Genomic DNA, 24827 nt, shown 5'->3' on the forward strand with positions numbered 1-24827 from the left:
GCATGACCCTTGCGGCCTTCATCGGCGTTGCCTTTGTCCATTTGCTGGCAGCGATTTCGCCAGGGCCATCGTTTGTATTATCGGTCCGCACGGCCGCATCCGAAGGGTTTGTGCCAGCAACAGGCCTTGCCATCGGCTTCGGCTTAGGTGCCTGCGTGTGGGCCTTTGCCGCGATTGCAGGGCTGGCTTTGGTGTTTGAGGTTTTACCAACAGTGTTCACGGCGGCCAAGCTTATTGGCGGTCTATTCCTGATCTACCTTGCCTATATGATGTGGCGCCACGCGCCCGATCCGATGCCCCAGATCACCCAAGGTGCCGCGCCGCGCAGCCTGTGGTCGGCCATACGGCTTGGTACCGTGGCGATGCTGGCCAACCCCAAACCCGCGATCTTTTTTGGCGCTGTCTTTGTCGGGTTCATCCCGCTTGGGGCGACCGTGGCAGACAAGGCCATTGTGCTGTTCAACATCTTCTGGGTTGAAACGGCGTGGTATATCGTTGTGGCATGGGCTTTTTCCCAACCACGGGCGCGTGCCGCCTACGGGCGTTTCAAGCTATGGCTAGACCGAAGCTTTGGCGGTATTCTTGCCATATTGGGCGCAAAGATTGCTCTGACTTAAAGGACTTCACCAATGACCGACCGTCTGCCACACGAAAAAGGCTTTCACATCTCTTGGGACCAAATTCACCGTGACAGCCGTGCTTTGGCATGGCGTCTGGACGGGCATGGGCCTGATGATGGGGCATGGCGCGCCGTTGTTGCCATCACCCGTGGCGGCATGGCCCCTGCCATGATCGTCGCGCGCGAATTGGATATCCGCACAGTCGATACGATCAGCGTGAAATCCTATCACTCGGGCGGCGGCAAAGCGGACCAGCGACGCGATGCGACAGTCCTCAAAAGCCCCGATCCCGAGATGATGGGCGATGGCACGGGTATCTTGATCGTGGATGATCTGGTCGATAGCGGCAAAACACTTGAACTGGTGCGCAGCCTCTATCCCAACGCGCATTTCGCCACCGTCTACGCAAAACCACAGGGCGAGCCACAGGTGGATACCTTCATCACAGGGGTCAGCCAGGACACATGGATCTTTTTCCCGTGGGATATGGCGCTCCAATATGTGCAACCTTACCGCGGGACCGATGGATGACCGCGCGCACCGCCGCAACCTTCGCCCCACCCGTGATGGAGGCGCGACGCTGGCTTGACGGCGCTGACTTCGGCGCCCTGCCTTTGATCAACGTCAGCCAAGCGGCCCCTGTTGATCCGCCCCCCGCGGCCATGCGCACGGCAATGGCGGCGATGATGGAAGAGGATGACACACATCTTTACGGCCCCGTTCTGGGCTTGCCTGCCTTGCGTGCCGAACTGGCCAGCCAATGGTCTACTCACTTCGGCGGCACCGCCCGCCCCGACCAAGTGGCCATCACCTCTGGCTGCAATCAGGCCTTTTCCGCCGCGATTACCGCCATCTGCGGCGAAGGCGACGAGGTCATTTTGCCGACGCCTTGGTATTTCAATCACAAAATGTGGCTTGATATGGCGGGCGTGCGCACCGTTGCCCTGCCCTGTGGCGCGGGCCTGATCCCAACGGCCCAAGACGCTGCACGCCACATCACAAATCGCACCCGTGCCATTGTGCTAGTCACTCCGAACAATCCAGGCGGCGTGGAATACCCGGCTGCGACCGTGCAGGCTTTTTTCGATCTGGCGCATGCACGCGGGATCAAGCTGATCATCGATGAAACCTACCGCGACTTTGACAGCCGCGACGAGCCGCCCCATCAACTGCTGGCCCAAGACAACTGGGACGACACGTTGATCCAGCTTTACAGCTTTTCCAAAGCCTACCGCCTGACGGGACACCGCGTGGGCGCCATGCTGGCCAGCACAGCTTTTCTGGCAGAGGTCGAAAAATTTCTTGATACGGTTGCCATTTGTCCCAACCAGCTTGGTCAAAAGGCGGCACTTTGGGGGCTGCAAAACCTCGGCGATTGGCTTGCGGGCGAACGTCTCGAAATACTAGATCGCCGTGCCGCGATTGAAGATGGCTTTGCCGTGCTTGCCGCCAAAGGCTGGCAGTTGATGGGCTGCGGCGCCTATTTTGCCTACATGCGCCACCCGTTTGCAATGCGGTCCGATGCGCTGGCCAAATGGATGGTTCAAAACCAGAGCATCCTTGCCCTTCCCGGCACAATGTTTCGGCCAAGCCATGACACAGCCGGCGGCGCGGAACTGCGCATCGCATTCGCCAATATCGACCGTGCGGGCATCGAACAGCTGTATCGCCGTTTGGCAGACATTGATCTGCCGCACGCCCGAGACGCCTAAAACGCGCAGCACACCTTGAAGGCCGCGCATAGGGCGCATAAACAAATCCAAACACCATTTTGGGGCGGATAATTCGATGGCGAGCAAAAACGGCAAATCACTAGGCTACATCTTGCTTGGCCTTCTGGCGGTCAGCCTTGTGGGTTTCGGCACAGGCGGCTTTGGCACAAACATTCGGTCCATCGGCACCGTCGGCGATCAGGACATCCCTGCCGCCAGCTACAGCCGCGCGCTGGACAATGATCTGCGCGCCTTTAGCGCACAACTGGGTCAAAACCTGACCTTCCAGCAAGCGCAGGAATTCGGGCTTGACCGCGTTGTGTTACAGCGGGTGATTGGCGAAACCGCCCTTGATAACGCAACCCGCGAGATGGGTCTGTCGGTGGGCGACGAAGAAGTGCGCCGCCAGGTCCTTGCCATCCCTGCTTTTGGCGATCTTCAGGGCAATTTCGACCGCGAGGCCTATGCCTTCACCCTGCAACGCTCGGGCCTGTCGGAAGCAGAGTTTGAAGCCGATTTACGCCGCCAGTCGGCGCGCTCTATCCTGCAAGCTGCGGTAATGACGGGGGCCACGGCCTCTCCGACCTATCTGGATACGCTTTTTGATTATGTTGCCGCACGCCGCAACTTTACATGGGCATCATTGCGTCCAGAGGATCTGGAAACGCCCATTGGTGCGCCAACAGATGCAGAACTGGTGGCCTTTTACACAGCCAACCCCGATCAATTCACCCTGCCCGAAACAAAACGGATCACCTATGTCTGGCTCACACCCGACATGATGGCCGAAACCGTTGATGTGGACGATGAAACGCTGCGCCAGCTCTATGAAGAACGTCTGGCCGAATATGTCCAGCCAGAGCGCCGTTTGGTAGAACGTCTGATTTTTCCCGATGCCGAAGCTGCAGCCTCAGCGGCCGCCCAACTTTCTGTCGATCCAAGCAGCTTTGACGGTATTGTCGAAGACCGTGGCCTGACCCTGAGCGATATTGATATGGGTACCGTTACGCCACTTGATCTGGGCAGCTCTGCCGATCCCGTCTTTGCGCTGGACGATACAGGCGTCACTGGCGTCGTTGAAACAGACCTCGGCCCCGCGATTTTCCGTGTAAATGCCATTCTGGCCGCCCAGGAAACCACATTTGAGCAAGCCCGCGATGATCTGGCTGCCGAGATCGTGGCAGACCGTGCAGGCCGCCTGATTGCCAGTGGTGCACGCGATTATGACGAAAGCCTCGCATCAGGTGCGACGCTGGAAGATCTGGCCGCCGAAAGCGATTTGCAACTTGGCACGATTGACTGGCATGCAGGCGTCGACACGGACATCGCAGCCTATGATGCGTTCCGTCAAGCCGCGGCAGCCATCAGCGATGGCGACTTCCCCGAAGTACTGGAACTCGAAGATGGCGGCGTTTTTGCGATGCGCTTGGACGAGGTGCTTGAACCACGCCTGCAACCGCTTGAAGAGGTCCGTGAAACGGCCGTTACTGCATGGCGTTCGGCTGAACAGAAATCAGCGTTGCTGGCGCAGGCCGAAGCCGTTGCTGCTGCGCTTCGGGACGGCACGGCCCTGCCTGATCAGGGCCTTGATGAAACAATCGAAACCGACATTCTGCGCAGTGATGGCATCCCCGGGCAGACCGTTGATCTGGTCGGTCCCGCCTTTGAAATGGCCGCAGGCGATGTTCAGGTGATTGAAGGGCCAGAGCGCATCTATGTGTTGCGACTGGACGCCATCAACGATCCAGATGCCGCCGACGCCGAGGTTGCATCCTTGCGCGATGCGCTCACGTCGGCCACCGAACAAGACATGGGCCAGGACCTGTTGGACGCTTTCACAGCCCGCATCCAATCAGATGCACGTATCCAGCTGGATCAAGGTGCGATCAACGCTATTCACGCAGGATTTCAATAAGTTATGACCCTCACCCCCTCGTTTGATGACTTTGCCAAAGGCTATGAGGCGGGCAAAAACCAACTGGTCTACACGCGCCTGCCTGCTGATTTGGACACGCCCGTATCGCTCATGCTGAAACTGGCGGGCGCGGATACCAACAGCTTCATGCTGGAATCGGTCACAGGCGGCGAAGTGCGTGGGCGCTATTCGATTGTCGGCATGCGCCCCGATCTGATCTGGCGGTGCCGCGGCACACAGGCCGAGGTGAACCGCATGGCGCGCACAGATGCAGATAGCTTTGTGGCCCAAGACGCAGACCCGTTGACCAATCTGCGCGCCCTCATCGACGAAACGCGCATCGATATGCCAGCCGATTTGCCTGCGGCGGCGGCAGGGCTTTTCGGCTATCTGGGCTATGACATGATCCGTCTGGTCGAACACCTACCGGGCGTGAACCCCGACCCCCTTGGTCTGCCTGACGCGGTGATGCTGCGTCCCACAGTCATCGCGGTTCTAGACGGCGTGAAAGGCGAGGTCATCCTTGTGTCGCCGGCCTGGACCAACGCGGGGCTGTCGGCCAAGGCCGCCTATGCACAGGCCGCTGACCGCGTCCAAGAGGCGCTGCGCGATCTGGACCGGCCACTGCCCCGCGACACCCGCGCCATGGCCGCAGACCCTGCGCCTGCCAATGCGGTGTCCAACTTCACCCATCAGGAATATAAAGACGCGGTTGAGGTCGCCAAAGACTACATCCGCGCAGGCGACATTTTTCAGGTGGTGCCGTCACAGCGCTGGACGCAGGATTTCAAAGAACCGCCCTTTGCGCTCTATCGCAGTTTGCGGCGCACCAACCCCTCGCCTTTCATGTTCTATTTCAATTACGGCGGTTTTCAGGTGATTGGCGCCAGCCCCGAAATCCTTGTGCGCGTATTTGGTTCACAGGTGACGATCCGTCCGATTGCTGGCACCCGTCCGCGTGGTGCCACCCCCGAAGAGGACCGCGCGTTAGAGGCTGATTTGCTGGCCGACAAAAAGGAACTGGCCGAGCATCTGATGCTGCTGGATCTGGGCCGCAACGACACGGGCAAAGTCAGCAAAATAGGCACTGTCCGACCCACCGAAGAATTCATCGTGGAACGCTACAGCCATGTGATGCACATCGTCAGCAATGTGGTGGGCGAGCTGGCAGATGATCAGGACGCGCTATCGGCCTTCTTTGCGGGCATGCCTGCTGGCACCGTGTCGGGCGCACCCAAGATCCGCGCGATGGAAATCATTGACGAGCTTGAGCCCGAAAAGCGCGGTGTCTACGGCGGGGGCTGCGGCTATTTCAGCGCAGGCGGCGACATGGACATGTGCATCGCGCTGCGCACGGCCGTGGTCAAGGACGAAAAGCTGTATATTCAGGCAGGCGGCGGCGTGGTTTATGACAGCGACGCCGAGGCGGAATATCAAGAAACCGTCCACAAATCCAACGCGATCCGAAAAGCCGCCGAAGATGCGGTGCGGTTTACAGACATGGATGCAGGCGGCAACGCAGCGGGCTGAGCCGCCCGATGCCTACCGCGCTGTCAGTAATGTGGAAATCGGCACCAAAGACACGCGCGCTGCGCGTTGTCCCAGACCCCAGATCAAAAGTGCGCTGATCGTTTCGGGTTTCACACGCCCCACCATGATCACTCCGCCCTCTTGCGACGCGCGGAACGCGGCCTGATCCAGAAAGCGGCGGATGACGCTGGCGTCCTGCCCGTCGCCGTCCAGATCACGAAACACCACCGCGGCAGGCACATCGCTGCGTGCGGCGTCCTGTTGAAGCGGGTTCAGACCTGCCTGATAGCTCAGCAATCCAAGTCCACGGTCAGCGGCGATATCAATCATCTGTGCGCGCAGGTCGGGGTCGGTCTGGACAACGCGACCCGAGACTTCAAACAGCCCCACAGCCTCGGGCACCGATGACAGATAGGCCTCGACAGCGACCTCCAGATCACTGGGTTGCGTGCCTTCGGGGATGTTCGTAAGCGCCATCACCTCATAACCCGCTGCGCGGTATTGCTGCATAAGTGCGGCAGCATTTGGCAAACTGGCATCGACCGCAAAACTGATCGGATAGGGAAAGCTCTGAAGCGCCTCTGGGCCAATCTCAACACTGCCGTCGTCAATCAACACCATCGACATCAGTGGTTTGGTCGGGTCCACATCCACGGTCACGGCAAAGTCTTCGATGGCGCGGCCAGTGGCCTCGGGTGTGGTCTGGGGTGCGGCTGTATCTTGCGCAGCTTCATCCGTTGGGGCGTCTGCGCCGATTGTTGGCAGTCTGTTTGTGGTCACGCCTTCTGCCAGATTGCCGATGGTGCCACCCTGCGATGTCTCAACCACCGATGGTATCTGCTGTGGTGCAGGCTCTGGTTCGGCGGGTGCTTGCTCTGTTTGCGCGGCGGGCTGTGTTGTGTCTTGCGATGCCTCGGGCTCTGCCAATGCCGCGATGTCCTCAGCCTCTGGCGCGGTGACATCGGGGCTGGTGGTGGGTTCGGCTGCTGACGCATCGACTTGAGTATCTGCTGGCGCTTCGGTCTGCGTTATGGCTTCGGGTTCGGCCTCTGGCGCGGGGGCTGTCGGAGCCAGGGCTTGCGGGTTTGGTAAAACCGGCGCTTCGATCTGCACCTCAACCCCCACGGGCGGCGCGGTTGGTGCGTCGTCGCCCAGATCGGGGGCCTGCGCTGTTGTCTGCGGACGCTCGGCCGTTTCGGTATCCGCAACAGGGGCTTGCGCGACATCAGCACCTTCAAGGACAGGCGCCATATTTTCGGGCTGTGGCGACGACGGCGCAGCGGGGGCTTGGGGATCGGTGGCTGCAATCTCGGGCGCCTGGCCGGCCGCAATGGGCGCTACATCGACAACATCCGTGGGCGCGACCGAAACAGGCGGCGCGATCATATGCGTAGCCACCACACCCGTGCTGCCAACAACCACGCCCCAAACAACACCTGCAATTACGCCCCTAGCCACCCTGAGATACCCCTATCTTTCGCCAGGTTCACGCAGCACGCGAACCGCTTTTCTTTCTTTTGGACGGCCAGACCATGCGCGGATGCACCTTGACCTTGCCCCTCAAGCCTGACCATCTATACCGCGACAAAACCACGACGCGCACCCCCTTTTTACACCATCGCGTCGAGGATACGGATTATTGCAAACCAAAGGTCGCGCCAAATGCTGCTCTTGATCGATAACTACGACAGTTTCACCTATAATCTGGTGCATTACGTCGGCGAATTGGGGGTCGAGGTGCGCATTGAACGCAATGATGCCATCGATGTGCAAGAGGCAATGGCAATGAACCCCGCTGGCATTTTGCTGTCGCCCGGGCCTTGTGATCCAGCCCAAGCGGGCATTTGCCTTGCCCTGACCCAAGCCGCCGCCGAAACACGCATCCCGCTGATGGGCGTCTGCTTGGGCCATCAAACCATCGGCGAGGCCTTTGGCGGCAAAGTGGTGCGCCATTCGGAAATTGTGCACGGCAAAATGGGCACCGTCAGGCACTCTGGCAAAGGGCTGTTTGCAGGCCTGCCATCCCCTTTTGAAGCCACGCGCTATCATTCTTTGGTGGTTGAGCGTGACAGCCTGCCAGACTGTCTTGAAATCACAGCCGATCTGGAAGACGGCACAATCATGGGGCTGCAACACCGCGATTTGCCGATCCACGGCGTGCAGTTTCACCCTGAATCCATTCGCTCCGAACACGGCCACGCCTTGATCAAGAACTTCACAGACACGCTAAAGGTGCCCGCATGAGCGATGCTCTCAAACCCCTGATTTTTGCCGCCTCCGAAGGGCCCTTGTCGCGTACCCAAGCCGAGGCTGCTTTTGAGGAGCTGTTTGAAGGCACAGCCACGCCTGCACAAATGGGCGGGTTGCTGATGGCCATGCGCGCACGCGGTGAAAGCGTGGCCGAATATGCCGCCGCCGCCGCCGTCATGCGCGCCAAATGCAATGCGGTGAAGGCACCCGACGGTGCGATGGATATCGTCGGCACAGGTGGTGACGGCAAAGGCACGCTGAATATCTCCACCGCCACGGCTTTTGTTGTGGCAGGGGCTGGCGTGCCCGTGGCCAAACACGGAAACAAAAACCTGTCGTCCTTGTCTGGGGCGGCTGATGCGCTTGGCCAGATGGGGATCAACGTCATGGTTGGCGCGGATGTGGTTGAACAGGCCTTGGCCGAGGTGGGCATCGCCTTCATGATGGCGCCGATGCACCACCCTGCTATCCGCCACGTTATGCCTGTGCGTCAGGAATTGGGATGCAAAACGATCTTCAACATCCTTGGCCCGCTGACCAACCCCGCTGGTGTCAAACGCCAGCTGACAGGCGCCTTTGCCCCTGATCTGATCTTCCCGATGGCCGAAACCTTGCAAGAGCTCGGGTCTGAAAAAGCATGGCTTGTCCACGGCTCTGACGGCACGGATGAAATTGCGATCTCGGGCACCACGGCCGTCGCCGCCTTGCAAGATGGTAAAATCACCGCGCTTGAGGTGCACCCCGAAGACGCAGGGCTTGCCCCACGCAAATTTTCCGAGATCATGGGCGGCACACCAGAAGAAAACGGACGCGCCTTTGCCGCGTTGCTGGAGGGCGCGCACAGCGCCTACCGCGATGCTGTCTTGCTCAATTCCGCAGCCGCCCTTGTGGTTGCTGACAAAGCCGACAGTTTGAAAGCAGGTGTCGAACTGGCCCGTGAGAGTATCGACAGCGGCGCTGCAAAATCCAAGGTTCAGGGCCTTGCCCGCATCACATCGGAGGCCACATGACCGACACGATCCTCGACAAAATCAAAGCCTACAAACTTGAAGACGTTGCAGCCCGCAAGGCTGAAGCCGATCTGGCCAGCGTTGAGGCTTTGGCCAAAGCCGCCCCCCATCCGCGCGACTTTGCTGGCGATCTGATACAGGCGTCCAAAACGGGGTATGGGCTTATCGCAGAGATCAAAAAAGCCAGCCCGTCCAAAGGGTTGATCCGCGAAGATTTCAACCCGCCCGAATTGGCCAAAGCCTATGCAAAGGGTGGTGCGACCTGCCTGTCAGTGCTGACCGATGCCCCCAGTTTCCAAGGGGCCGACGAATTTCTGACCCAAGCACGCGGCGCCGTCGATCTGCCCGCCCTGCGCAAGGATTTTATGTATGATCCCTATCAGGTGGTCGAAGCCCGCGCCCTGCATGCCGATTGCATTCTGATCATCCTTGCCTCTGTTTCGGATGCCCAAGCCGCAGAGCTTGAGGCGGCAGCAAGCGAATGGAATATGTCGGTGCTTCTTGAGGTGCATGACGCCGAAGAACTGGAACGCGCCTGCCTTCTAAAATCACCCCTCATGGGCATCAACAACCGCAACCTCAAGACGTTCGAGACAACGCTGGACACAACGCGCCAGCTGTCGCGCATGGTGCCAAGCGACCGCACAATCGTGTGTGAAAGTGGCTTGTCAACACCGCAGGACCTGGCCGATATGGCGAAATACGGCGCACGCACGTTCCTGATCGGCGAAAGCCTGATGCGCCAAGCGGATGTGGCCGCCGCCACCAAGGCGCTCATTGGCAATCCCCTGATGTCGGCAGGAGGTGGGATGTGAGCCTGACGCATTTCGATGAACAGGGCCGCGCACAGATGGTCGATGTCTCTGACAAGGCCGTAACCGCACGCGTGGCCGTTGCGGCGGGCTACATCAAGATGTCCGCGCAAACCCTTGAAATGGTTGAACAAGGCCGCGCCAAGAAAGGCGATGTGATCGCTGTTGCGCGGCTTGCGGGCATCATGGGCGCCAAACGCTGCGCCGATCTGATCCCGCTGTGCCACCCTTTGCCCATCGCCAAAGTCACTGTGGATCTGACCCCCGATACCGATCTGCCCGGCCTGCAAATCACCGCCGAGGTGAAAACAACCGGACAGACAGGCGTCGAGATGGAAGCCCTCACCGCCGTGTCCGTGGCGGGGCTAACGGCCTATGACATGCTGAAGGCCGTGCAAAAGGATATGGAAATCGGCGCAATCCGCGTGACGCTCAAAGATGGCGGCAAATCAGGACGGTTTGAAGCCGAATGATCACCGTCGCGCAGGCACTTGATTACGTTCTCGCCTTGGCCGATGCCATGCCAAGCGAAGAGGTTCCCTTGCGCCAAGCGGCAGGTCGCGTGCTGGCCCAAGACGTGACCACCACCCTCACCCAACCGCCTTTCGCAAGCTCAGCCATGGATGGCTATGCGGTACGCGATGCAGATTGGACCGGCGGTGCGACCCTGACCGTAATCGGCGAAGCTGCGGCAGGACATAGCTGTGACACACCACTGGGCGCAGGTCAGGCTGTCCGTATTTTCACAGGCGCCCCCGTGCCGGAGGGTGCAGACCGCGTTGTCATCCAAGAAGATGTGACGCGCACAGGCGACACAATCACCCTTGGCAGCCAGCTTGATCAGGCCCGCCATATCCGTGCCGCGGGCCAAGACTTCAAAACGGGCCACACAATCAAAGCCCCGCGCCTTCTGGCCCCGCGCGACATCGCATTGCTTGCTGCGATGAACATCGCGCAGGTCCCCGTCACACGCAAACCTGTCATTGCGATCCTCGCCACGGGGGACGAGTTGGTTCAACCCGGCGAAACACCCGCGCGCGACCAAATCATCGCGTCCAACACATACGGGCTGGCCGCGATGGTCGAAGCGGCAGGCGGGACAGCCCGTCTGTTGCCAATCGCGCGCGACACCGCCGCCTCGCTGTCCTTGGCCTTTGATCTGGCGCAGGGCGCCGATCTTTTGGTGACAGTGGGCGGCGCATCGGTGGGCGACCACGATCTGGTCGGCCAAGTGGCGCAGGACAAAGGGCTGGACCGCGCCTTTTACAAGGTCGCAATGCGGCCCGGTAAACCGCTCATGGCAGGAAACATCGGGGACATGGCCATGCTTGGCCTGCCCGGAAACCCCGTATCCGCAATGGTCTGCGGAGAGGTTTTTTTGCGTCCCCTGCTGAATAAAATGCGCGGCCTGCCCGCAGGGCCCCGCGCCACGCGCACAGCGCCCACCTGCAAACCCATCCCCGCCAATGGCCCGCGCGAACACTACATGCGCGGCCGTTTGCAGGACGGCCAGGTCAAGGTGTTTGACCGCCAGGACAGCGCACTCATCAAGGTTTTGCATGCAGCCAACTGCCTGATCAAACGTGCGCCCCACGCCCCCGACGTCGCGATTGGCGAAGAGACCGAGATCATTCTTCTCGATAATTATTGACACAAAACAAGAACATGCCTAGAACATATGTAAAACACGGGTTGCAGAAAGGGCGCTTGCATGCTGACCAAGAAACAATTGGAACTGCTCGAATTCATCCAAAATCGGGTGCAGCGTGATGGCGTCCCCCCCAGTTTTGACGAGATGAAAGAAGCGCTCGATCTGCGCTCCAAATCGGGCATTCACCGTCTGATTACAGCACTTGAAGAACGCGGGTTTATCCGCCGTTTGGCCCATAAGGCACGTGCCCTTGAAATTGTGAAACTGCCCGAAAGCATGGGCGGTGCGCCGACGTCGGGCTTCACGCCCAAAGTCATCGAAGGCGACAGGCCCGCCGCAACACCCCCCGCCGCCAACACAGTGACCATCCACGCGACCGAACTGCCGGTGATGGGCAAGATCGCCGCGGGCGTGCCGATTGAAGCCATTCAACACGCCAGCCATAGTGTTGCTGTTCCGGGCGCTATGCTGTCCGGCCAAGGCAACCACTATGCCCTTGAAGTTAAAGGCGATTCCATGATCGACGCGGGCATCAATGATGGCGATGTCGTGGTGATCCGCGAAACGTCTGTGGCCGATGACGGTGACATTGTGGTTGCCCTTGTCGAAGATCAGGAAGCGACGCTGAAACGCTTGCGCAAACACGGCTCGTCCATCGGGCTGGAAGCTGCCAACCCCGCTTATGAGACGCGGATTCTCCCGGCTGATCGGGTGAAGGTTCAGGGTCGGCTGGTCGGATTGATCCGCACATATTGATCGCCAACGGATTGCGTGGGCAGGGCTTTGACCTGACCACGCATCTGGCCAACAAGGTCATCATATCCCGCAGGCACACGGCTCCAGGGTCGGTTGCCCGCCACATCTTGTGCCGTCATCATTTGCCAGCCGTCCTGTGAAAAGCGCAACGCAACCGCCCCCGTCTGGGCAAGCGTTTCTGGTGTCCACATTCCGCATAGCACCGCCTCTTCGGGCTGCACATTTGCAATAAAAATGAGCGGGGGTTCACACGAATTCAGCGCATTTACTTGTCTTTTTCCCGCAATTTGCACAAACGGCGTGTTTGTCATGCGCGCCCAACCCGCGGCCGCCTGTTCTTGGCTCACCTTCAGCGCACCATCATTTTCCAACCAGTTGTCCGCCACAAATCCGTTGCCACGCGCACGGCTGATGACGCGCCCCTGATCGGTCATCACACCAATCAAACCGCCAGAGCCTGCAATCAGAACATCGGGCCGCTGGCCACTGCCCCAAACCGTCAGAGCAACAAGCCCCACAGCGGGGCCCACCCATTTCCCGACACCACGCCATAGCAAAAAGATCACGCCACCCACCGCAATGAGGGGCAAAACAGCAGGCGGCGGCATCGGCACCCCAGACACCGCTTGATCCATCGTGCCGAAAAAATCAGCGACCGTTAAAATCCAAGTGCAGCCAAGCGCCATCACCTCAAACCCGATCCATGACAGGCCAACAGGCCAAAGCACCGCCGCGATCACCGCCCCAGGCACAACGACCATCCCCATGACCGGCACCGCAATGACGTTGGCAAACAACCCCAGATGCACGATCTGGTTGAAGTGGATGGCCGCGATGGGTGCCGTCGCCGCCCCTGCCACTGCCGACGAGACAACAACCGATAAAATCGGATTGGCCCATCTGGGCAACGGCAGTTGCAAATCACGCAGCAGCCCGAAGGCCCACACAAGCGCTGCTGTCGCGGCAAACGACATCTGAAAACCGGGCCCGACCAATGCTTCTGGCCGCAAACACAACACAATCAACGCCGCCAGGGCCACGGCGCGCAGCGATAACGCACGCCTGTCAACCAACACCGCGCCAAGCATCACGCTGACCATGATAAACGCGCGTTCGGTTGCGACCGATCCACCTGATAGCCCAAGATAAAAAGCCCCTGCCCCAAGAGCGACAACAGCAGCAATTTTCTTGGGCCGCACCCGCATCGAGACCGCTGGCGCCAGTGCCAGACCTGCCCGCACCGCACCAAAGACAACCCCCGTCAACAGCCCCATATGCAGCCCCGAAATGGCCAGCAAATGCGCAAGGTTCGATCGGCGCAGGTTTTGCAAAGTCTGTGCATCCATGGCCGATCGGTCCCCTGTGGTCACGGCCATCGCAAAAGCCCCTTCGCGCCCCTGCATCTGTGACAAAACCTCGGTGCTGATCGCCTGCCGTATCGCGTTGATGCGCAGCGCCAGTCCTTGGGGGGCCGCATCCTCCCACAGTAAAACCGCGTTGCGCGTATAGCCAAACGCACCGATCTGCAAAAACCAGGCGTGCCGCCTGAAATCAAACCCATAAGGTTCAACAGGGCCGTTGGGCGGCGACAGATGTGCGGTTGTCATAACCCGCTGACCAATCTCTATCGCAGCCGCGGGCGCGGCCCCATGCAGGCTGATACGCACGCGGCGGGGCGTTTTTGCAGGCGCCACACGCTCAAGATGAACTTGGTCCAAGGTCATGCGCAACGCCCCTGATTGGGAGCGATCAAGGGCCACGACCCGCCCTTCAACCGCGCCGTAGTAGCGCCAGTCCAGCACCGGGCCCGCAACCCACTGAGTGCGAAGCGCACCCCCGAGGATGCCCGCCACAACCAAGGCCAGAAGAACAACAAGCGGCGCAACAAGACGCGGGCCTTTGAACGCCGCCCACACCAGCCCGATAGCGACTGCGCCAAGCGTCCATAGGGCGCCCCTTGCAGGCTCAGCAGGCAAGGCGAAATACAGCCCGATGCCCAAGGCAAAGCAGACAGGCGCCCAAAGGAACGTCCGATCCCTCTGCGCTTCCAGTGTTTCGAATAGGATAAGTGGCAAGGACGCCCGTTCCACTTGTTCTTCCACCTCTGCACGATTAGACCCCACCTGACTTACCCCAATCACGGTTACCCAAAGGTTAATGCCCTCATGACAGTCGTTACCCGCTTCGCGCCCTCGCCCACTGGTTTTCTGCATATCGGCGGTGCGCGCACCGCGCTGTTCAACTGGCTTTATGCCCGCGGACGCGGTGGCAAATTCCTGCTGCGCATTGAGGATACCGACCGTGAACGCTCGACCCCCGAAGCAACCGATGCGATTTTGCGCGGCATGGCGTGGCTCGGGCTTGATCACGATGGCGATGTGGTCAGCCAGTTCGACAACGCCCCGCGGCACGCCCAAGTGGCGCATGACTTGCTGGCGCAGGGCAAGGCCTACAAATGCTTTAGCACCCAAGACGAGATTGCCGCCTTCCGCGAGGCGGCCAAGGCCGATGGGCGCAGCACATTGTTCCGCTCGCCCTGGCGCGATGCGGATGCTGCCACCCACCCGGATGCGCCGTTTGTCGTGCGCATCAAAGCCCCACAAGACGGCACAACCGTGATCCGCGATCAGGTGCAAGGCGACGTCACCATCCGCAATGACCAGCTGGACGATATGGTTTTGCTGCGCAGCGATGGCACACCTGTCTATATGCTGGCCGTCGTGGTGGATGATTACGATATGGGCGTGACCCATGTCATTCGCGGCGATGATCACCTGAACAACGCCGCGCGCCAGATGATGATTTATCAAGCAATGGGATGGACCCTGCCCACCTACGCCCATATCCCGCTTTTGCACGGGGCAGACGGCAAGAAACTGTCCAAACGCCACGGCGCGTTGGGCGTCGAAGAATACCAGGCGATGGGGTATTCGGCGGCCGGTATGCGCAATTATCTGGCCCGTCTGGGATGGAGCCACGGCGACGACGAAGTCTTTACCGACGCGCAAGCCAAAGACTGGTTTGATCTGGGCGGCATCGGCAAAAGCCCTGCACGGTTTGACTTCAAAAAACTCGACAGCATCAACAGCGCGCAGGTCGCTATGGCGGATGACGCTGCACTGCGGCAGGAAATCGAGGCTTTCTTGGCCGTCACAGATGCGGCTCCTTTGTCGCAGGCGCAATCAGACGGGTTGGAACGTGCGATGTATTGCCTCAAGGAACGGGCCAAGCATTTCCCTGATCTGCTTGAAAAGGCTCACTTTATTCTGACGAAACGCCCCTTGGACGTGGATGCAAAGGCCGCAAAGCAGCTTAATGCGGTATCCATTGGTATACTGAAGGAATTGACGCCGCATTTGCAAACTGTTAGCTGGTCCAGAGACGCATTGGAGGAGGCCGCCAACGCCATCTGCGAAGCCCACGAGATCGGGTTTGGTAAGCTGGCAGGGCCCTTGCGGGCGGCCCTTGCAGGGCGCGCTGTCACCCCATCGGTCTTTGATATGATGCTCGTTTTGGGGCGCGATGAAACCATCGCCCGTTTGAACGAAGCGCACGCTGCTGACATCTGATCGTTACGCATCCTGCGTAAACCGTCGTTGAAGGTCGCATACTGAACACGTGTGTCCACATGGGGCACACCTTGCTAGGAAGGGACGCTCGCATGCCAGAAAGCACCAAAACCGCAACACTCACCTTTGACGACAAATCCATCGAATTGCCGATGTATGCGCCGACCGTGGGTCCAGAGGTGATCGACATTCGCAAGCTTTATGCCGAAGGCAAAGTGTTTACCTATGATCCCGGTTTCACCTCAACAGCCGCTTGCGACAGCACCATCACCTTTATTGATGGCGGCAAAGGCGAATTGCTGCACCGTGGCTACCCTATCGACCAACTGGCCGAAAAATCGCACTACCTCGAGGTCTGCTACCTACTGCTCTACGGAGAGCTGCCATCGGCCACAGCCCTCGAAGAATTTGAGACGACAATCACCCGTCACACGATGCTGCACGAGCAGATGATGAACTTCTTCCGCGGCTTCCGCCGTGACGCGCACCCGATGGCTGTTATGACGGGCGTTGTCGGGGCCATGTCCGCCTTCTATCACGACAGCACCGACATCGCTGATCCGCGCCAGCGCGAGATTGCAAGCCACCGCTTGATCGCCAAAATGCCCACAATCGCGGCGATGGCCTATAAATACACCATCGGTCAGCCGTTTGTGTATCCGCGCAATGATCTGGACTATTCTTCCAACTTCCTGCGCATGTGTTTTGCAGTCCCCGCCGAAGACTACGAGGTGAACCCGATCCTCAGCCGCGCGATGGACCGCATCTTTACGCTGCATGCCGATCACGAACAAAACGCTTCAACCTCGACCGTGCGTCTGGCGTCGTCGTCAGGGGCCAACCCCTTTGCCTGTATTGCCGCCGGCATTGCCTGCCTTTGGGGCCCTGCCCACGGTGGCGCGAACCAAGCCTGCCTAGAAATGCTCAAGGAAATTGGCAGCGTTGAGCGTATCCCCGAATATATCGCCCGCGCCAAGGACAAGGATGATCCCTTCCGCCTGATGGGCTTTGGCCACCGCGTCTACAAAAACTTCGATCCGCGCGCCAAAGTGATGAAGCAATCCGCCGACGAGGTGCTTGATCTTCTGGGTGTCGAAAACAACCCGATCCTTCAGGTTGCCAAAGAGCTTGAGAAAGCCGCCCTCGAAGATCCGTATTTCGCAGATAAGAAACTGTTCCCGAACGTCGATTTCTACTCGGGCATCATTCTTGAGGCGATGGGTTTCCCGACATCCATGTTCACCCCCATCTTTGCGCTGTCGCGCACCGTGGGCTGGATTTCGCAGTGGAAAGAAATGATCAGCGATCCGGGCATGAAAATCGGCCGCCCCCGCCAGCTTTATTGCGGCGAAACACTGCGCGATTACGTCGATATCGAACAGCGCTGATCCCGCGATCACATCCCGATTTGAAAGGCCGCATCCCCGCATGCGGCCTTTTCTTTGGCAAGATGCACAGCGATTGCGCGCGTGGGGCGAAACAATGCGGATTACTGACGGGGAATTGTTCCCGATTTCGTCCAGATTTAACACATTTTTGTCTTAACTATTCCTTAATCAGACAAGGGCGGATATCCTGACCCAAATATACTGGGATGGGAAACCGACATGCTTGCTCTTGCGACACTGATACTTATACCGATTGCCTTCGATATTCTCTTCTTGGGAAACCTGTTTGGCGATGACGATGATGATGGCCCCAACGAGCCTAATCCAACCGACGAAGCCGTAGAACTGACATCTGCTGGCGACTTCTTTTTCGGCGATGCCAACAACGAAGAAATCGCAGCACGCGGCGGCAATGATGTTGTGCATGGCGCCTCGGGCGATGATGTGCTGTTGGGCGGCAAAGGGGATGACATTCTCAGCGGTGGCGCTGGTCAGGACCGTGTCTTTGGCGGCGTCGACGACGATATCCTGCATGGCAACCGCGGCGACGACCTGTTGGTCGGTGGCGACGGCGATGATTATCTTCTGGGCGGCGAAGGCGCTGACCGCATGTTTGGTGGCGCAGATGACGATTTCCTTGAAGGTGGCAAGGGTGACGACTCGGTCTTTGGTGGCGTCGGTGATGATACGCTGACAGGCGATGCCTTCTTTGATAACTTCCAGGGTCTCGACGAATTGCGCGACCTGCGCGAAGACCGTGCGGCTTCCGAACCTGCCCCGATTGTTGCAGCCGAAGAAGAAGAAGCTGAGGTCGAAGGCGAAGCCGACCCGACCGCCCCAACCGACGTTGAAGAAGTAGCCGAAGACATGGCCGGCGAAGAGACTGAGGGTGCGGCTGACGAAGAAGAGGCAACCGAAGAAGAAGCTGTTGTTGCCGAAGCAGAAGCAGAAGCAACCGACGCAGAGGTTGAGGAAGCCGTCGAAGCCGTGGCCGCAGCGACGGTCATCACCAATGACTTCACCGATGGCGCTGGCACCGACCTGCTGAGCGGCGGGTTAGGCAACGATACGCTGATCCTTGGCGCGACCGACGTGGGTGTCGGCGGCGAAGGCGAAGATATCTTTGCTGTGCTGGCAGGCGACGCGCGTGCCGAAGGCGGCGCTGCTGTCATCACCGACTTCACCCCAGAGGACGATACAATCGTCATCGCCTTGCCCGCAGGGGCCGCCGCTGGTGCGATCACCTTTGATCAGAACTTTGCAGAAGCTGCCGTGGCCGAACCAACGGATGCCGAAGAAGGTGAAGCGACAGAAGGCGAAGCGACTGAGGGCGAAGCGACTGGGGGCGAAGCGACAGAAGCCGAAACCCCAGTGGTCGAAGCGACTGAAGCAGAAGCGGCCGAAACAGACGAACCCGTGGTTGAAGCCGTGGCCGAGGCAACCGACGAAGCCGCTGAGGCCGAGGTCGCGGCACCGGCTGTTCCCGATGGGACCTTCATCTTGCTGGACGGCGAACCAATTGCCTTTGTTGTGGGTGCAACGGCCCAAACACTGGCAGCCGCAGACCTTCAGTTCATCTCGAACGATGTCGACGTTCCGCTGTAATACCGAACGGAAAACGCGACTGATTTGTCGCACTGAAAAATCGCGCTCCAACCCTATTTATCTAATCAGATAAGGGTTTTGGAGCGCGAATTTTATGAAACACCACCATGACTTTTCGACCTTGGAAGACCACTTCCAAACGGTCCATCACGAACCACAGGACATCCACGACCGGATCGCCCTGCGCTTTGTGAAATTCCTACGGGTCTTTGCCGATAAATTCTTTGCAGGCCGCTACGGGCACCGCGCTGTGGTGCTCGAAACCGTGGCCGCGGTGCCTGGCATGGTGGGGGGATTGTTGCAACACCTCAAAGCTATCCGTCACATCCGCGATGACCAAGGCTGGATCAAAGAACTGATCGAAGAGGCCGACAACGAGCGGATGCATCTGATGACATTCATCCATATCGCAGAGCCGTCGCGCTTTGAACGATGGGTTATTATGATCACGCAGGCAATCTTTTATAACTTCTACTTTTTCCTCTACCTCTTTGCCCCCAAAACAGCACACCGCGTTGTGGGATATCTCGAAGAGGAAGCCGTGATCAGCTATACGCAATACCTTGAGCAGATTGATGCGGGCACAGTGGAAAACGTCCCTGCCCCCCAAATCGCAAAGGACTACTGGGGGCTGGCAGAGGATGCGCGATTGCGTGAAGTCGTTCTGGTCATCCGCGCGGATGAGGCAGAGCACCGGGATACAAACCACGCTTTTGCCAATGCCATCCAATCAGGCGAACACGTCTAACTGTGTTCCGGGCGCAAGACTATTCCAGAATAGTCTTGCGCGCCGAAAAACCTTCTTGAAGGTTTTTCCCGCCCTAACGTCCTTCGAAGTTTGCAGGCCGCTTTTCAAGGAAGGCCAGCACGCCTTCTTTGAAGTCTCGGGTTTCACCGCACGCGCCTTGCAACTGGGCTTCAAGTGTCAGCTGATCTTCCAGCGTGTTTTCGAACGAGCTGCGGATCGCTGTTTTCAGATGTTTATAGGTTTGCGTCGGTCCAGCCGCCAAATGTGCCGCGCGGGCCTTCCAATGGGCCTCAAACGCATCGTCTGCGATGGCTTCATAGATCATGCCCCAATCGCTGGCTTGTTCGGCGCTGATCTTATCTGCAAAAAGAGCAGCGCCCATGGCTTTGGCCGCCCCCATCTGGCGCGGCAGCCAGTAGGTGCCGCCTGCATCAGGGATCAGGCCGATGCGCGTGAAGGCTTGCAAAAAGAACGCTGATTGCGTGGCAATGACGACATCCGCCGCAAGGGCAAGGTTGGCCCCTGCCCCCGCCGCGGCGCCGTTTACCGCGGAAATGGTCGGCACGGGGCAGTCAAAAATAGCCTCAAGCATGGGCACATATTCATCGCGCAAAGTGCGTTCCAGATCCAGACTGGCCGCAGAGCCACCATCGCCAAGGTCTTGGCCTGAACAAAAAGCGCCACCAGAGCCCGTCAGCACAACAACACGTGCATCTTTGGCGCCTGCTTTTACCGCGTGGGTCAGCTCGGCCCGCATCAACCCGTTCAGGGCGTTTTTCACCTCGGGACGGTTCAGTGTGATGGTGGCGATGTTGTCGGCCACATCGTAGCGGATCATTTCATAATGCATCAGGTGCAGTCCTTTATTCGGCGTGTCCTGAACACTTTAGTTTACCTGCCCCAAAGGGGAAGCCGAACAGCCAAGGAAATCGCACCAAGACGCTACGTTTTGTCAGAATTCTCGCCGATCAGGTCGTTCAGCCGCGCAAGTTCTTCGTCCGACAGAGTCGCGGCTTCGGCGCGGCCTTCGTCCGATCGACCGCGCAGATAGGTCGCGGCAACACCGCCCGCCAAAAGCAGCATGATCGGCCCTGCCAACCACAACAGCCATGTGGAGCCTTTCACAGGCGGGTTCAGCAACACGTATTCGCCATAGCGTTCGACCAGAAAGGCGATGGCCTGCGCATCAGTATCGCCTGCCACAAGCCGTTCGCGCAGCACCAGACGCAGGTCGCGGGCGACCTCTGCGCTGGATTCGTCGATGCTTTCGTTACGGCAGACCGGGCAACGCAGCCCTTTGGAAAGCTCGCGCGCGCGGTCTTCCAAAACCGGATCGCTGAGCACCTCGTCGGGCTGCACCGCAAAAACGGGTGTCGCCAAAAGGCACAAGATCAACAGCAGTCGTTTCATTCTGCTGGCACTCCGCTGACCTTGGGGGTCTGTGCCTTGCGCGCACCGCCAGCCACACGGATACGGCGGTCTGTGAGTGACAGGAAGCCACCGATCGCCATGATGATCGAGCCTGCCCAAATCCAGTTTGCAAAGGGTTTGATATAGGTCCGCACGGCCCATCCACCGCCCTGTTGCGGATCACCGATCACCACATAGACATCGCGCAGGATGCCGTTTTTGATGGCCGCTTCGGTCGTTGGCATGCCCGCCACGGGGTAGATGCGTTTTTCAGGATAGAGATGTGCCACCTCGCGCCCGCCACGGTAGACGGCGATTTCGGCCATTGTGCTGAAATAATTCGGTCCGCGCACCTCTTCGACGGCAATCAGCTCAATCTGGTGGTTGCCCACCGTGTAGCGATCGCCTTCTTGGGCCACGCGAATATCTTCGATCTGCCATGCCATGATGCCGGCCACGCCGATTGTGGTGATGCCCATGCCTGCATGGGCGACCGCTTTGCCCCAATCCGCGCGGGGCAGCCCTTTGAGACGGGCAAACCGCGCACCACCTTTGCCTGTGCGGGTCCAGATTTCCCAAGCAGAGCCAAACACAAGCCACGCACCAAGCGCCATGCCAATCGGACCCATCGCTGTTTTTTCCGATTGCACCGCATAGGCCAGCGCACCGATGGCGACAGAGAGGATCAGGATGGGGGTCAGCGACGCGCTGATGCGGCCCAATTTGGCACGTTTCCATGCCATGAGCGCACCAATCGGCATGATGATCGACAGCAGCACCATGAAGGGCGTGAAGGCCATGTTAAAGAAGGGGGGACCGACGCTGAGCTTGCGATCAAAGAACATCTCGGCCACCAGCGGCCAGATGGTGCCGATGAACACCACGAAACACGAGACGGCCAGAAGCACATTGTTGGCCACAAGTGCGGTTTCACGGCTGACGACAGAGAACACACCCTTGGCCTCCATGCGGTCGGCACGCAATGCGTAAAGCACCAAGGCGCCGCCCATAAAGACACCCGTAATCGCCAGCAGATAGACGCCGCGTTCGGGATCATTGGCAAAGGCGTGGACAGAGGTCAGAACGCCCGAACGCACGATGAACGCGCCGATGAGCGAGAAGCCAAAGGCAAGGATGGCCAGAAGGATGGTCCAGCTTTTCAGCGCCTCGCGCTTTTCGACAACGATGGCCGAATGAAGCAATGCCGCTGCGATCAGCCAAGGCATGAAGCTGGCGTTTTCGACAGGATCCCAGAACCAGAAGCCGCCCCAACCGAGCTCGTAATAGGCCCACCAAGAGCCAAGCGCGATGCCGATGGTCAGGAACACCCAAGCCGCCAAGGTCCACGGGCGCACCCAACGGCCCCATGCCGCATCAACGCGCCCTTCGATCAGCGCGGCAACGGCAAAGCTGAAGGACATCGAAAGCCCCACGTAACCGAGGTAGAGGAAGGGGGGGTGGAACGCCAGACCGGGGTCTTGCAGCAGTGGGTTCAAATCCTGCCCGTCAAATGGCGGGATTGCCAAGCGGACAAAGGGGTTTGAGGTGAAAATCAGGAAAGCAAAGAAGGCCACGGCAACCGAGGATTGCACCGCCAGAACACGGGCCTTCAAGGTGGGGGGCAACCCTTGGCCAAACCACGCGGCTATCGCGCCAAAGAGGGTCAGGATCAGGATCCACAGCAGCATCGAGCCTTCGTGATTGCCCCAGACGCCCGTGATTTTATAGAGCATCGGTTTGGCCGTGTGACTGTTGAGCGTGACCAGTTGCAGCGAAAAGTCGGATACCACAAAGGCATATGTCAACGCGCCGAAACTGAGCAGTGTCAGCAAAAACTGAGCCGTCGCAGCAGGTTCGGCCGCGGCCATCCAGCTGTTCCAACCTTTGGTGGCGCCGACCATGGGCACGATCATCTGAAAGATCGCCACAACAAAGGCGAGGATCAGGGCGAAATGTCCGAGTTCTGTAATCATAATCTAGGTATAGTCCGTCAAAGGGGTGTCGCCAATGGGGTGCGACACCTGTGCCTCTGACAATTCTGTCAGCTTGGAAATGCCCCGTTGATCCAGAGAACCAACGGGGCGCGTCTTGCCTGTAGGGGTGCCTCTTTAGGGCTGCGCTGTGCTGGTTTTCCAGTCTGTCAGCGCGGGGTTATCCATGGGCGTATCGACGCCCAGGGAAAGCTTTGCATCGGTGCGGGTATCTGCGGCACCGATGCTGTCGGCGCGTATCTGGTCCAGCGCCGATATGTGCGCCGCCACCTGCGGTGCGCGGTTGGACGTTCGGACGATAGAGCGTTGAAATTGCTGGCTTTTGATTTGGTGACGCGCACCGAAATAAAAGCTGACAATCGCACCAAGCAACCACCACAGCGGCTCGGGCACAAGGGCAAGGCCCTGCATGCGCGCGGCAAACCACAAAGGGTCAACCATCGCCGCGATGAACAACGCAAGCGTGCCAAGTGCAAGTGCGGGACGCGGCAAACGGTTCACCCCGTCCATCACACGGTCAAAGCGGCTTTGGGACGGTGCGGCAAATTCGGCACCATATTGATCCATCGCCACCTGGCGCAGGTGGGCCGCGCGTGTGGCGGCGGCTTCACGGTTTTCGGTAAACACTTCTGCGGTGTCTTTGACCAGATTGCGGCCTTGGCCGAAGAGGGTTTGAACAGCGTTTGAAATCAGGCCCATTGTGCTGTCCTTTCCAGATGCTCGGTCGCGCTGAGGTGATAGCGCGGCGAGATGAATTCTTCGGCACGGATAATCCAGCCGCCTTTGCCACCGTCCCTGCGGCGGGCAAATTTGCGACTGGCCGGACGACGATCGCCGATGGCGTAGTAGTAGTTGCGCCGCGCGATGCCATAGGCGTCCACGATATGTGCGGGCGCCAAAGCATAGGCTGCATGGGTCGCGCGGATGGTTTGCGGGCCAATGGCACCATCGACGACCACCTGTTGACCCATGCGGTTCAGCAGCCGCTGCAAAATGCGCACGGCATTGCTGCCCGCGTTGACCTGCATGTCAAAAACGGTGGCATGCAAGGCATCGGGCAGATCCGCGATGCGCGGTTTGTTGAAATAGTGGTCGATGAAAATCTCTATCGCTTGCGCGCGCGACAGGTGACGCACATCGCGGGTGGTCACGGCACCATCGCCGTCCAGATCCAGCCCGAGCTGGCGCATGGTATGAATGGTCACACCAAAGTTGGTGGCCCCACCCGGATCATCGGGATCATTGACGAACCCGCCTTCGCGGTGAACGATTTGGGATGCGATTTGATAAACGCTGGTCTGCATGTCTTGCCTCGTTTCTTGTTTGAACGAGGATCAAGATGCCAAAGCGGGGTTAACAATCGTCAACACCTGCGCACGGTCGGGTTACTGAAGGGTTAAGTATCGTTTGCGTCAGGGTCGACATAGACCCCCTGCTCTTTCAACGCGTCGATCACTTCGGCAGGCATGTAGGTTTCATCGTGGCGGGCCAGAATTTCTGTCGCCTTGAACTCGCCATCAATATAAGAACCCGTGCCGACCATGCCTTCGCCTTCGCCAAACAGATCGGGCAAAACGCCTGTGTAGCTGACAGGGACAGAGGCGCCGCCATCGGTGACGCGGAAGGTGATTGTGGCCCCTTCGCCGCGAATAAGCGTGCCTTCTTCGACCAGACCGCCGATGCGGAACACCTCGTTTGGTGCGGGCGGTGCCTCTACCACCTCGGACGGGGCGCGGAAGAATTGAAACGCGTCCTGGCTGGCATACCAGATCAACCCAAACGAGACGATCAACGCACCCGTGGCCAGTGCGATCACTTGGATGCGGCGTTGTTTCTTGAGGCTTTTCATTGGCAGTCCAT

The 24827-nt window shown here is 59.1% G+C and carries 23 protein-coding genes; 15 read left to right on the plus strand and 8 right to left on the minus strand.

The genetic code is table 11. The annotated features are described in order from the left end of the window. Nucleotides 1–2: 2 nt before the first annotated feature. The 5 genes from L1065_RS02380 to trpE all read left to right on the plus strand — a co-directional run bounded on the left by L1065_RS02380 (nucleotide 3) and on the right by trpE (nucleotide 5777). Nucleotides 3–617, plus strand: a complete 615-nt coding sequence (locus L1065_RS02380) for a LysE family translocator (RefSeq protein WP_237093842.1) — start codon at nucleotides 3–5, stop codon at nucleotides 615–617. A 12-nt stretch (nucleotides 618–629) separates the two neighbouring features. Beyond that, nucleotides 630–1151: a xanthine phosphoribosyltransferase gene (gene gpt / locus L1065_RS02385; RefSeq protein ID WP_237093843.1), complete on the plus strand. Its 522-nt coding sequence runs from the start codon at nucleotides 630–632 to the stop codon at nucleotides 1149–1151. Further along, complete coding sequence (locus L1065_RS02390; RefSeq protein WP_237093844.1) at nucleotides 1148–2332, plus strand: aminotransferase; 1185 nt, start codon at nucleotides 1148–1150, stop codon at nucleotides 2330–2332. Before gpt ends, L1065_RS02390 begins: the two co-directional genes overlap by 4 nt. 76 nt (nucleotides 2333–2408) lie before the next feature. Beyond that, nucleotides 2409–4247 carry a peptidylprolyl isomerase gene (locus tag L1065_RS02395; RefSeq protein ID WP_237093845.1) on the plus strand — a complete coding sequence of 613 codons (1839 nt, stop codon included), beginning with the start codon at nucleotides 2409–2411 and terminating at the stop codon, nucleotides 4245–4247. A gap of 3 nt (nucleotides 4248–4250) precedes the next feature. Further along, nucleotides 4251–5777, plus strand: a complete 1527-nt coding sequence (gene trpE / locus L1065_RS02400) for an anthranilate synthase component I (protein ID WP_237093846.1) — start codon at nucleotides 4251–4253, stop codon at nucleotides 5775–5777. A 12-nt stretch (nucleotides 5778–5789) separates the two neighbouring features. On the opposite strand, the gene L1065_RS15895 is transcribed toward trpE, so the two are convergent. Next, entirely contained in the window at nucleotides 5790–7235 is a 1446-nt protein-coding gene (locus tag L1065_RS15895) for a divergent polysaccharide deacetylase family protein (RefSeq protein WP_237093847.1), read from the minus strand. Nucleotides 7236–7439: 204 nt separating this feature from the next. Here L1065_RS15895 and L1065_RS02410 point away from each other — a divergent pair, with 204 nt between their 5' ends. Genes L1065_RS02410 through lexA form a run of 6 tightly spaced genes read left to right on the plus strand, consistent with a single transcriptional unit; the run spans nucleotide 7440 to nucleotide 12256 of the window. Further along, entirely contained in the window at nucleotides 7440–8021 is a 582-nt protein-coding gene (locus tag L1065_RS02410; RefSeq protein WP_237093848.1) for an aminodeoxychorismate/anthranilate synthase component II, read from the plus strand. Further along, entirely contained in the window at nucleotides 8018–9037 is a 1020-nt protein-coding gene (trpD, locus tag L1065_RS02415; protein ID WP_237093849.1) for an anthranilate phosphoribosyltransferase, read from the plus strand. Before L1065_RS02410 ends, trpD begins: the two co-directional genes overlap by 4 nt. After that, nucleotides 9034–9852: an indole-3-glycerol phosphate synthase TrpC gene (trpC, locus tag L1065_RS02420; RefSeq protein ID WP_237093850.1), complete on the plus strand. Its 819-nt coding sequence runs from the start codon at nucleotides 9034–9036 to the stop codon at nucleotides 9850–9852. The genes trpD and trpC overlap by 4 nt, the downstream gene beginning before the upstream one ends. Further along, nucleotides 9849–10322 carry a cyclic pyranopterin monophosphate synthase MoaC gene (gene moaC, locus L1065_RS02425; protein ID WP_370641127.1) on the plus strand — a complete coding sequence of 158 codons (474 nt, stop codon included), beginning with the start codon at nucleotides 9849–9851 and terminating at the stop codon, nucleotides 10320–10322. Before trpC ends, moaC begins: the two co-directional genes overlap by 4 nt. Further along, nucleotides 10319–11500 carry a gephyrin-like molybdotransferase Glp gene (gene glp, locus L1065_RS02430; protein ID WP_237093851.1) on the plus strand — a complete coding sequence of 394 codons (1182 nt, stop codon included), beginning with the start codon at nucleotides 10319–10321 and terminating at the stop codon, nucleotides 11498–11500. Before moaC ends, glp begins: the two co-directional genes overlap by 4 nt. Nucleotides 11501–11560: 60 nt before the next feature. After that, complete coding sequence (gene lexA / locus L1065_RS02435) at nucleotides 11561–12256, plus strand: transcriptional repressor LexA (RefSeq protein ID WP_237093852.1); 696 nt, start codon at nucleotides 11561–11563, stop codon at nucleotides 12254–12256. Here lexA and L1065_RS02440 read toward each other — a convergent pair. Next, entirely contained in the window at nucleotides 12220–14379 is a 2160-nt protein-coding gene (locus tag L1065_RS02440; protein WP_237093853.1) for a ComEC/Rec2 family competence protein, read from the minus strand. The two genes, lexA and L1065_RS02440, sit on opposite strands and share 37 nt — an antisense overlap. 42 nt (nucleotides 14380–14421) lie before the next feature. On the opposite strand from L1065_RS02440, the gene gltX reads away from it, so the two are divergent. The 4 genes from gltX (at nucleotide 14422) to L1065_RS02460 (ending at nucleotide 19566) form a co-directional block, all read left to right on the plus strand. After that, on the plus strand, nucleotides 14422–15825 hold the full coding sequence (gltX, locus tag L1065_RS02445) for a glutamate--tRNA ligase (RefSeq protein ID WP_237093854.1): 1404 nt from the start codon (nucleotides 14422–14424) through the stop codon (nucleotides 15823–15825). 92 nt (nucleotides 15826–15917) lie between these two features. After that, entirely contained in the window at nucleotides 15918–17213 is a 1296-nt protein-coding gene (gltA, locus tag L1065_RS02450; RefSeq protein WP_237093855.1) for a citrate synthase, read from the plus strand. Between the two features lie 219 nt (nucleotides 17214–17432). After that, nucleotides 17433–18818, plus strand: a complete 1386-nt coding sequence (locus L1065_RS02455; protein ID WP_237093856.1) for a calcium-binding protein — start codon at nucleotides 17433–17435, stop codon at nucleotides 18816–18818. A 94-nt stretch (nucleotides 18819–18912) separates the two neighbouring features. Next, nucleotides 18913–19566 (plus strand): alternative oxidase, encoded by a 654-nt coding sequence (locus tag L1065_RS02460; protein ID WP_237093857.1) that lies wholly within the window; start codon nucleotides 18913–18915, stop codon nucleotides 19564–19566. 73 nt (nucleotides 19567–19639) lie between these two features. Here L1065_RS02460 and L1065_RS02465 read toward each other — a convergent pair whose 3' ends face one another. From L1065_RS02465 to ccmE, 6 genes are all read right to left on the minus strand, one after another. Next, the gene (locus tag L1065_RS02465) at nucleotides 19640–20416 is read right to left on the minus strand and encodes an enoyl-CoA hydratase-related protein (RefSeq protein WP_237093858.1); all 777 of its coding nucleotides are present in this window, start codon (nucleotides 20414–20416) and stop codon (nucleotides 19640–19642) included. 92 nt (nucleotides 20417–20508) lie between these two features. Beyond that, nucleotides 20509–20976, minus strand: coding sequence for a cytochrome c-type biogenesis protein (locus tag L1065_RS02470; RefSeq protein WP_237093859.1), 468 nt, complete (start codon nucleotides 20974–20976; stop codon nucleotides 20509–20511). Beyond that, nucleotides 20973–22949, minus strand: a complete 1977-nt coding sequence (locus L1065_RS02475; protein WP_237093860.1) for a heme lyase CcmF/NrfE family subunit — start codon at nucleotides 22947–22949, stop codon at nucleotides 20973–20975. Before L1065_RS02475 ends, L1065_RS02470 begins: the two co-directional genes overlap by 4 nt. A 135-nt stretch (nucleotides 22950–23084) precedes the next feature. Continuing rightward, complete coding sequence (locus L1065_RS02480; protein WP_237093861.1) at nucleotides 23085–23666, minus strand: holin family protein; 582 nt, start codon at nucleotides 23664–23666, stop codon at nucleotides 23085–23087. Beyond that, on the minus strand, nucleotides 23657–24271 hold the full coding sequence (locus L1065_RS02485; RefSeq protein ID WP_237093862.1) for a holin-associated N-acetylmuramidase: 615 nt from the start codon (nucleotides 24269–24271) through the stop codon (nucleotides 23657–23659). The genes L1065_RS02480 and L1065_RS02485 overlap by 10 nt, the downstream gene beginning before the upstream one ends. Nucleotides 24272–24363: 92 nt before the next feature. Further along, nucleotides 24364–24816, minus strand: a complete 453-nt coding sequence (ccmE, locus tag L1065_RS02490; protein WP_237093863.1) for a cytochrome c maturation protein CcmE — start codon at nucleotides 24814–24816, stop codon at nucleotides 24364–24366. Nucleotides 24817–24827: the final 11 nt, after the last annotated feature.

The organism is Nereida sp. MMG025 (assembly GCF_021654165.1).
Lineage (GTDB): Bacteria > Pseudomonadota > Alphaproteobacteria > Rhodobacterales > Rhodobacteraceae > Nereida.

Excerpts from the sequence above, each read along its gene's own strand:
- L1065_RS02485 (WP_237093862.1), bottom strand. The coding sequence starts at position 24,271 with ATGCAGACCAGCGTTTATCAAATCGCATCCCAAATCGTTCACCGCGAA.
- L1065_RS02460 (WP_237093857.1), top strand. The coding sequence starts at position 18,913 with ATGAAACACCACCATGACTTTTCGACCTTGGAAGACCACTTCCAAACG.
- trpC (WP_237093850.1), top strand. The coding sequence starts at position 9,034 with ATGACCGACACGATCCTCGACAAAATCAAAGCCTACAAACTTGAAGAC.
- L1065_RS02470 (WP_237093859.1), bottom strand. The coding sequence starts at position 20,976 with ATGAAACGACTGCTGTTGATCTTGTGCCTTTTGGCGACACCCGTTTTT.
- L1065_RS02475 (WP_237093860.1), bottom strand. The coding sequence starts at position 22,949 with ATGATTACAGAACTCGGACATTTCGCCCTGATCCTCGCCTTTGTTGTG.
- L1065_RS02380 (WP_237093842.1), top strand. The coding sequence starts at position 3 with ATGACCCTTGCGGCCTTCATCGGCGTTGCCTTTGTCCATTTGCTGGCA.
- glp (WP_237093851.1), top strand. The coding sequence starts at position 10,319 with ATGATCACCGTCGCGCAGGCACTTGATTACGTTCTCGCCTTGGCCGAT.
- trpD (WP_237093849.1), top strand. The coding sequence starts at position 8,018 with ATGAGCGATGCTCTCAAACCCCTGATTTTTGCCGCCTCCGAAGGGCCC.
- L1065_RS02480 (WP_237093861.1), bottom strand. The coding sequence starts at position 23,666 with ATGGGCCTGATTTCAAACGCTGTTCAAACCCTCTTCGGCCAAGGCCGC.
- gpt (WP_237093843.1), top strand. The coding sequence starts at position 630 with ATGACCGACCGTCTGCCACACGAAAAAGGCTTTCACATCTCTTGGGAC.
- L1065_RS02395 (WP_237093845.1), top strand. The coding sequence starts at position 2,409 with ATGGCGAGCAAAAACGGCAAATCACTAGGCTACATCTTGCTTGGCCTT.
- lexA (WP_237093852.1), top strand. The coding sequence starts at position 11,561 with ATGCTGACCAAGAAACAATTGGAACTGCTCGAATTCATCCAAAATCGG.
- trpE (WP_237093846.1), top strand. The coding sequence starts at position 4,251 with ATGACCCTCACCCCCTCGTTTGATGACTTTGCCAAAGGCTATGAGGCG.
- L1065_RS02465 (WP_237093858.1), bottom strand. The coding sequence starts at position 20,416 with ATGCATTATGAAATGATCCGCTACGATGTGGCCGACAACATCGCCACC.
- gltA (WP_237093855.1), top strand. The coding sequence starts at position 15,918 with ATGCCAGAAAGCACCAAAACCGCAACACTCACCTTTGACGACAAATCC.
- gltX (WP_237093854.1), top strand. The coding sequence starts at position 14,422 with ATGACAGTCGTTACCCGCTTCGCGCCCTCGCCCACTGGTTTTCTGCAT.
- L1065_RS02410 (WP_237093848.1), top strand. The coding sequence starts at position 7,440 with ATGCTGCTCTTGATCGATAACTACGACAGTTTCACCTATAATCTGGTG.
- L1065_RS02390 (WP_237093844.1), top strand. The coding sequence starts at position 1,148 with ATGACCGCGCGCACCGCCGCAACCTTCGCCCCACCCGTGATGGAGGCG.
- L1065_RS02455 (WP_237093856.1), top strand. The coding sequence starts at position 17,433 with ATGCTTGCTCTTGCGACACTGATACTTATACCGATTGCCTTCGATATT.
- ccmE (WP_237093863.1), bottom strand. The coding sequence starts at position 24,816 with ATGAAAAGCCTCAAGAAACAACGCCGCATCCAAGTGATCGCACTGGCC.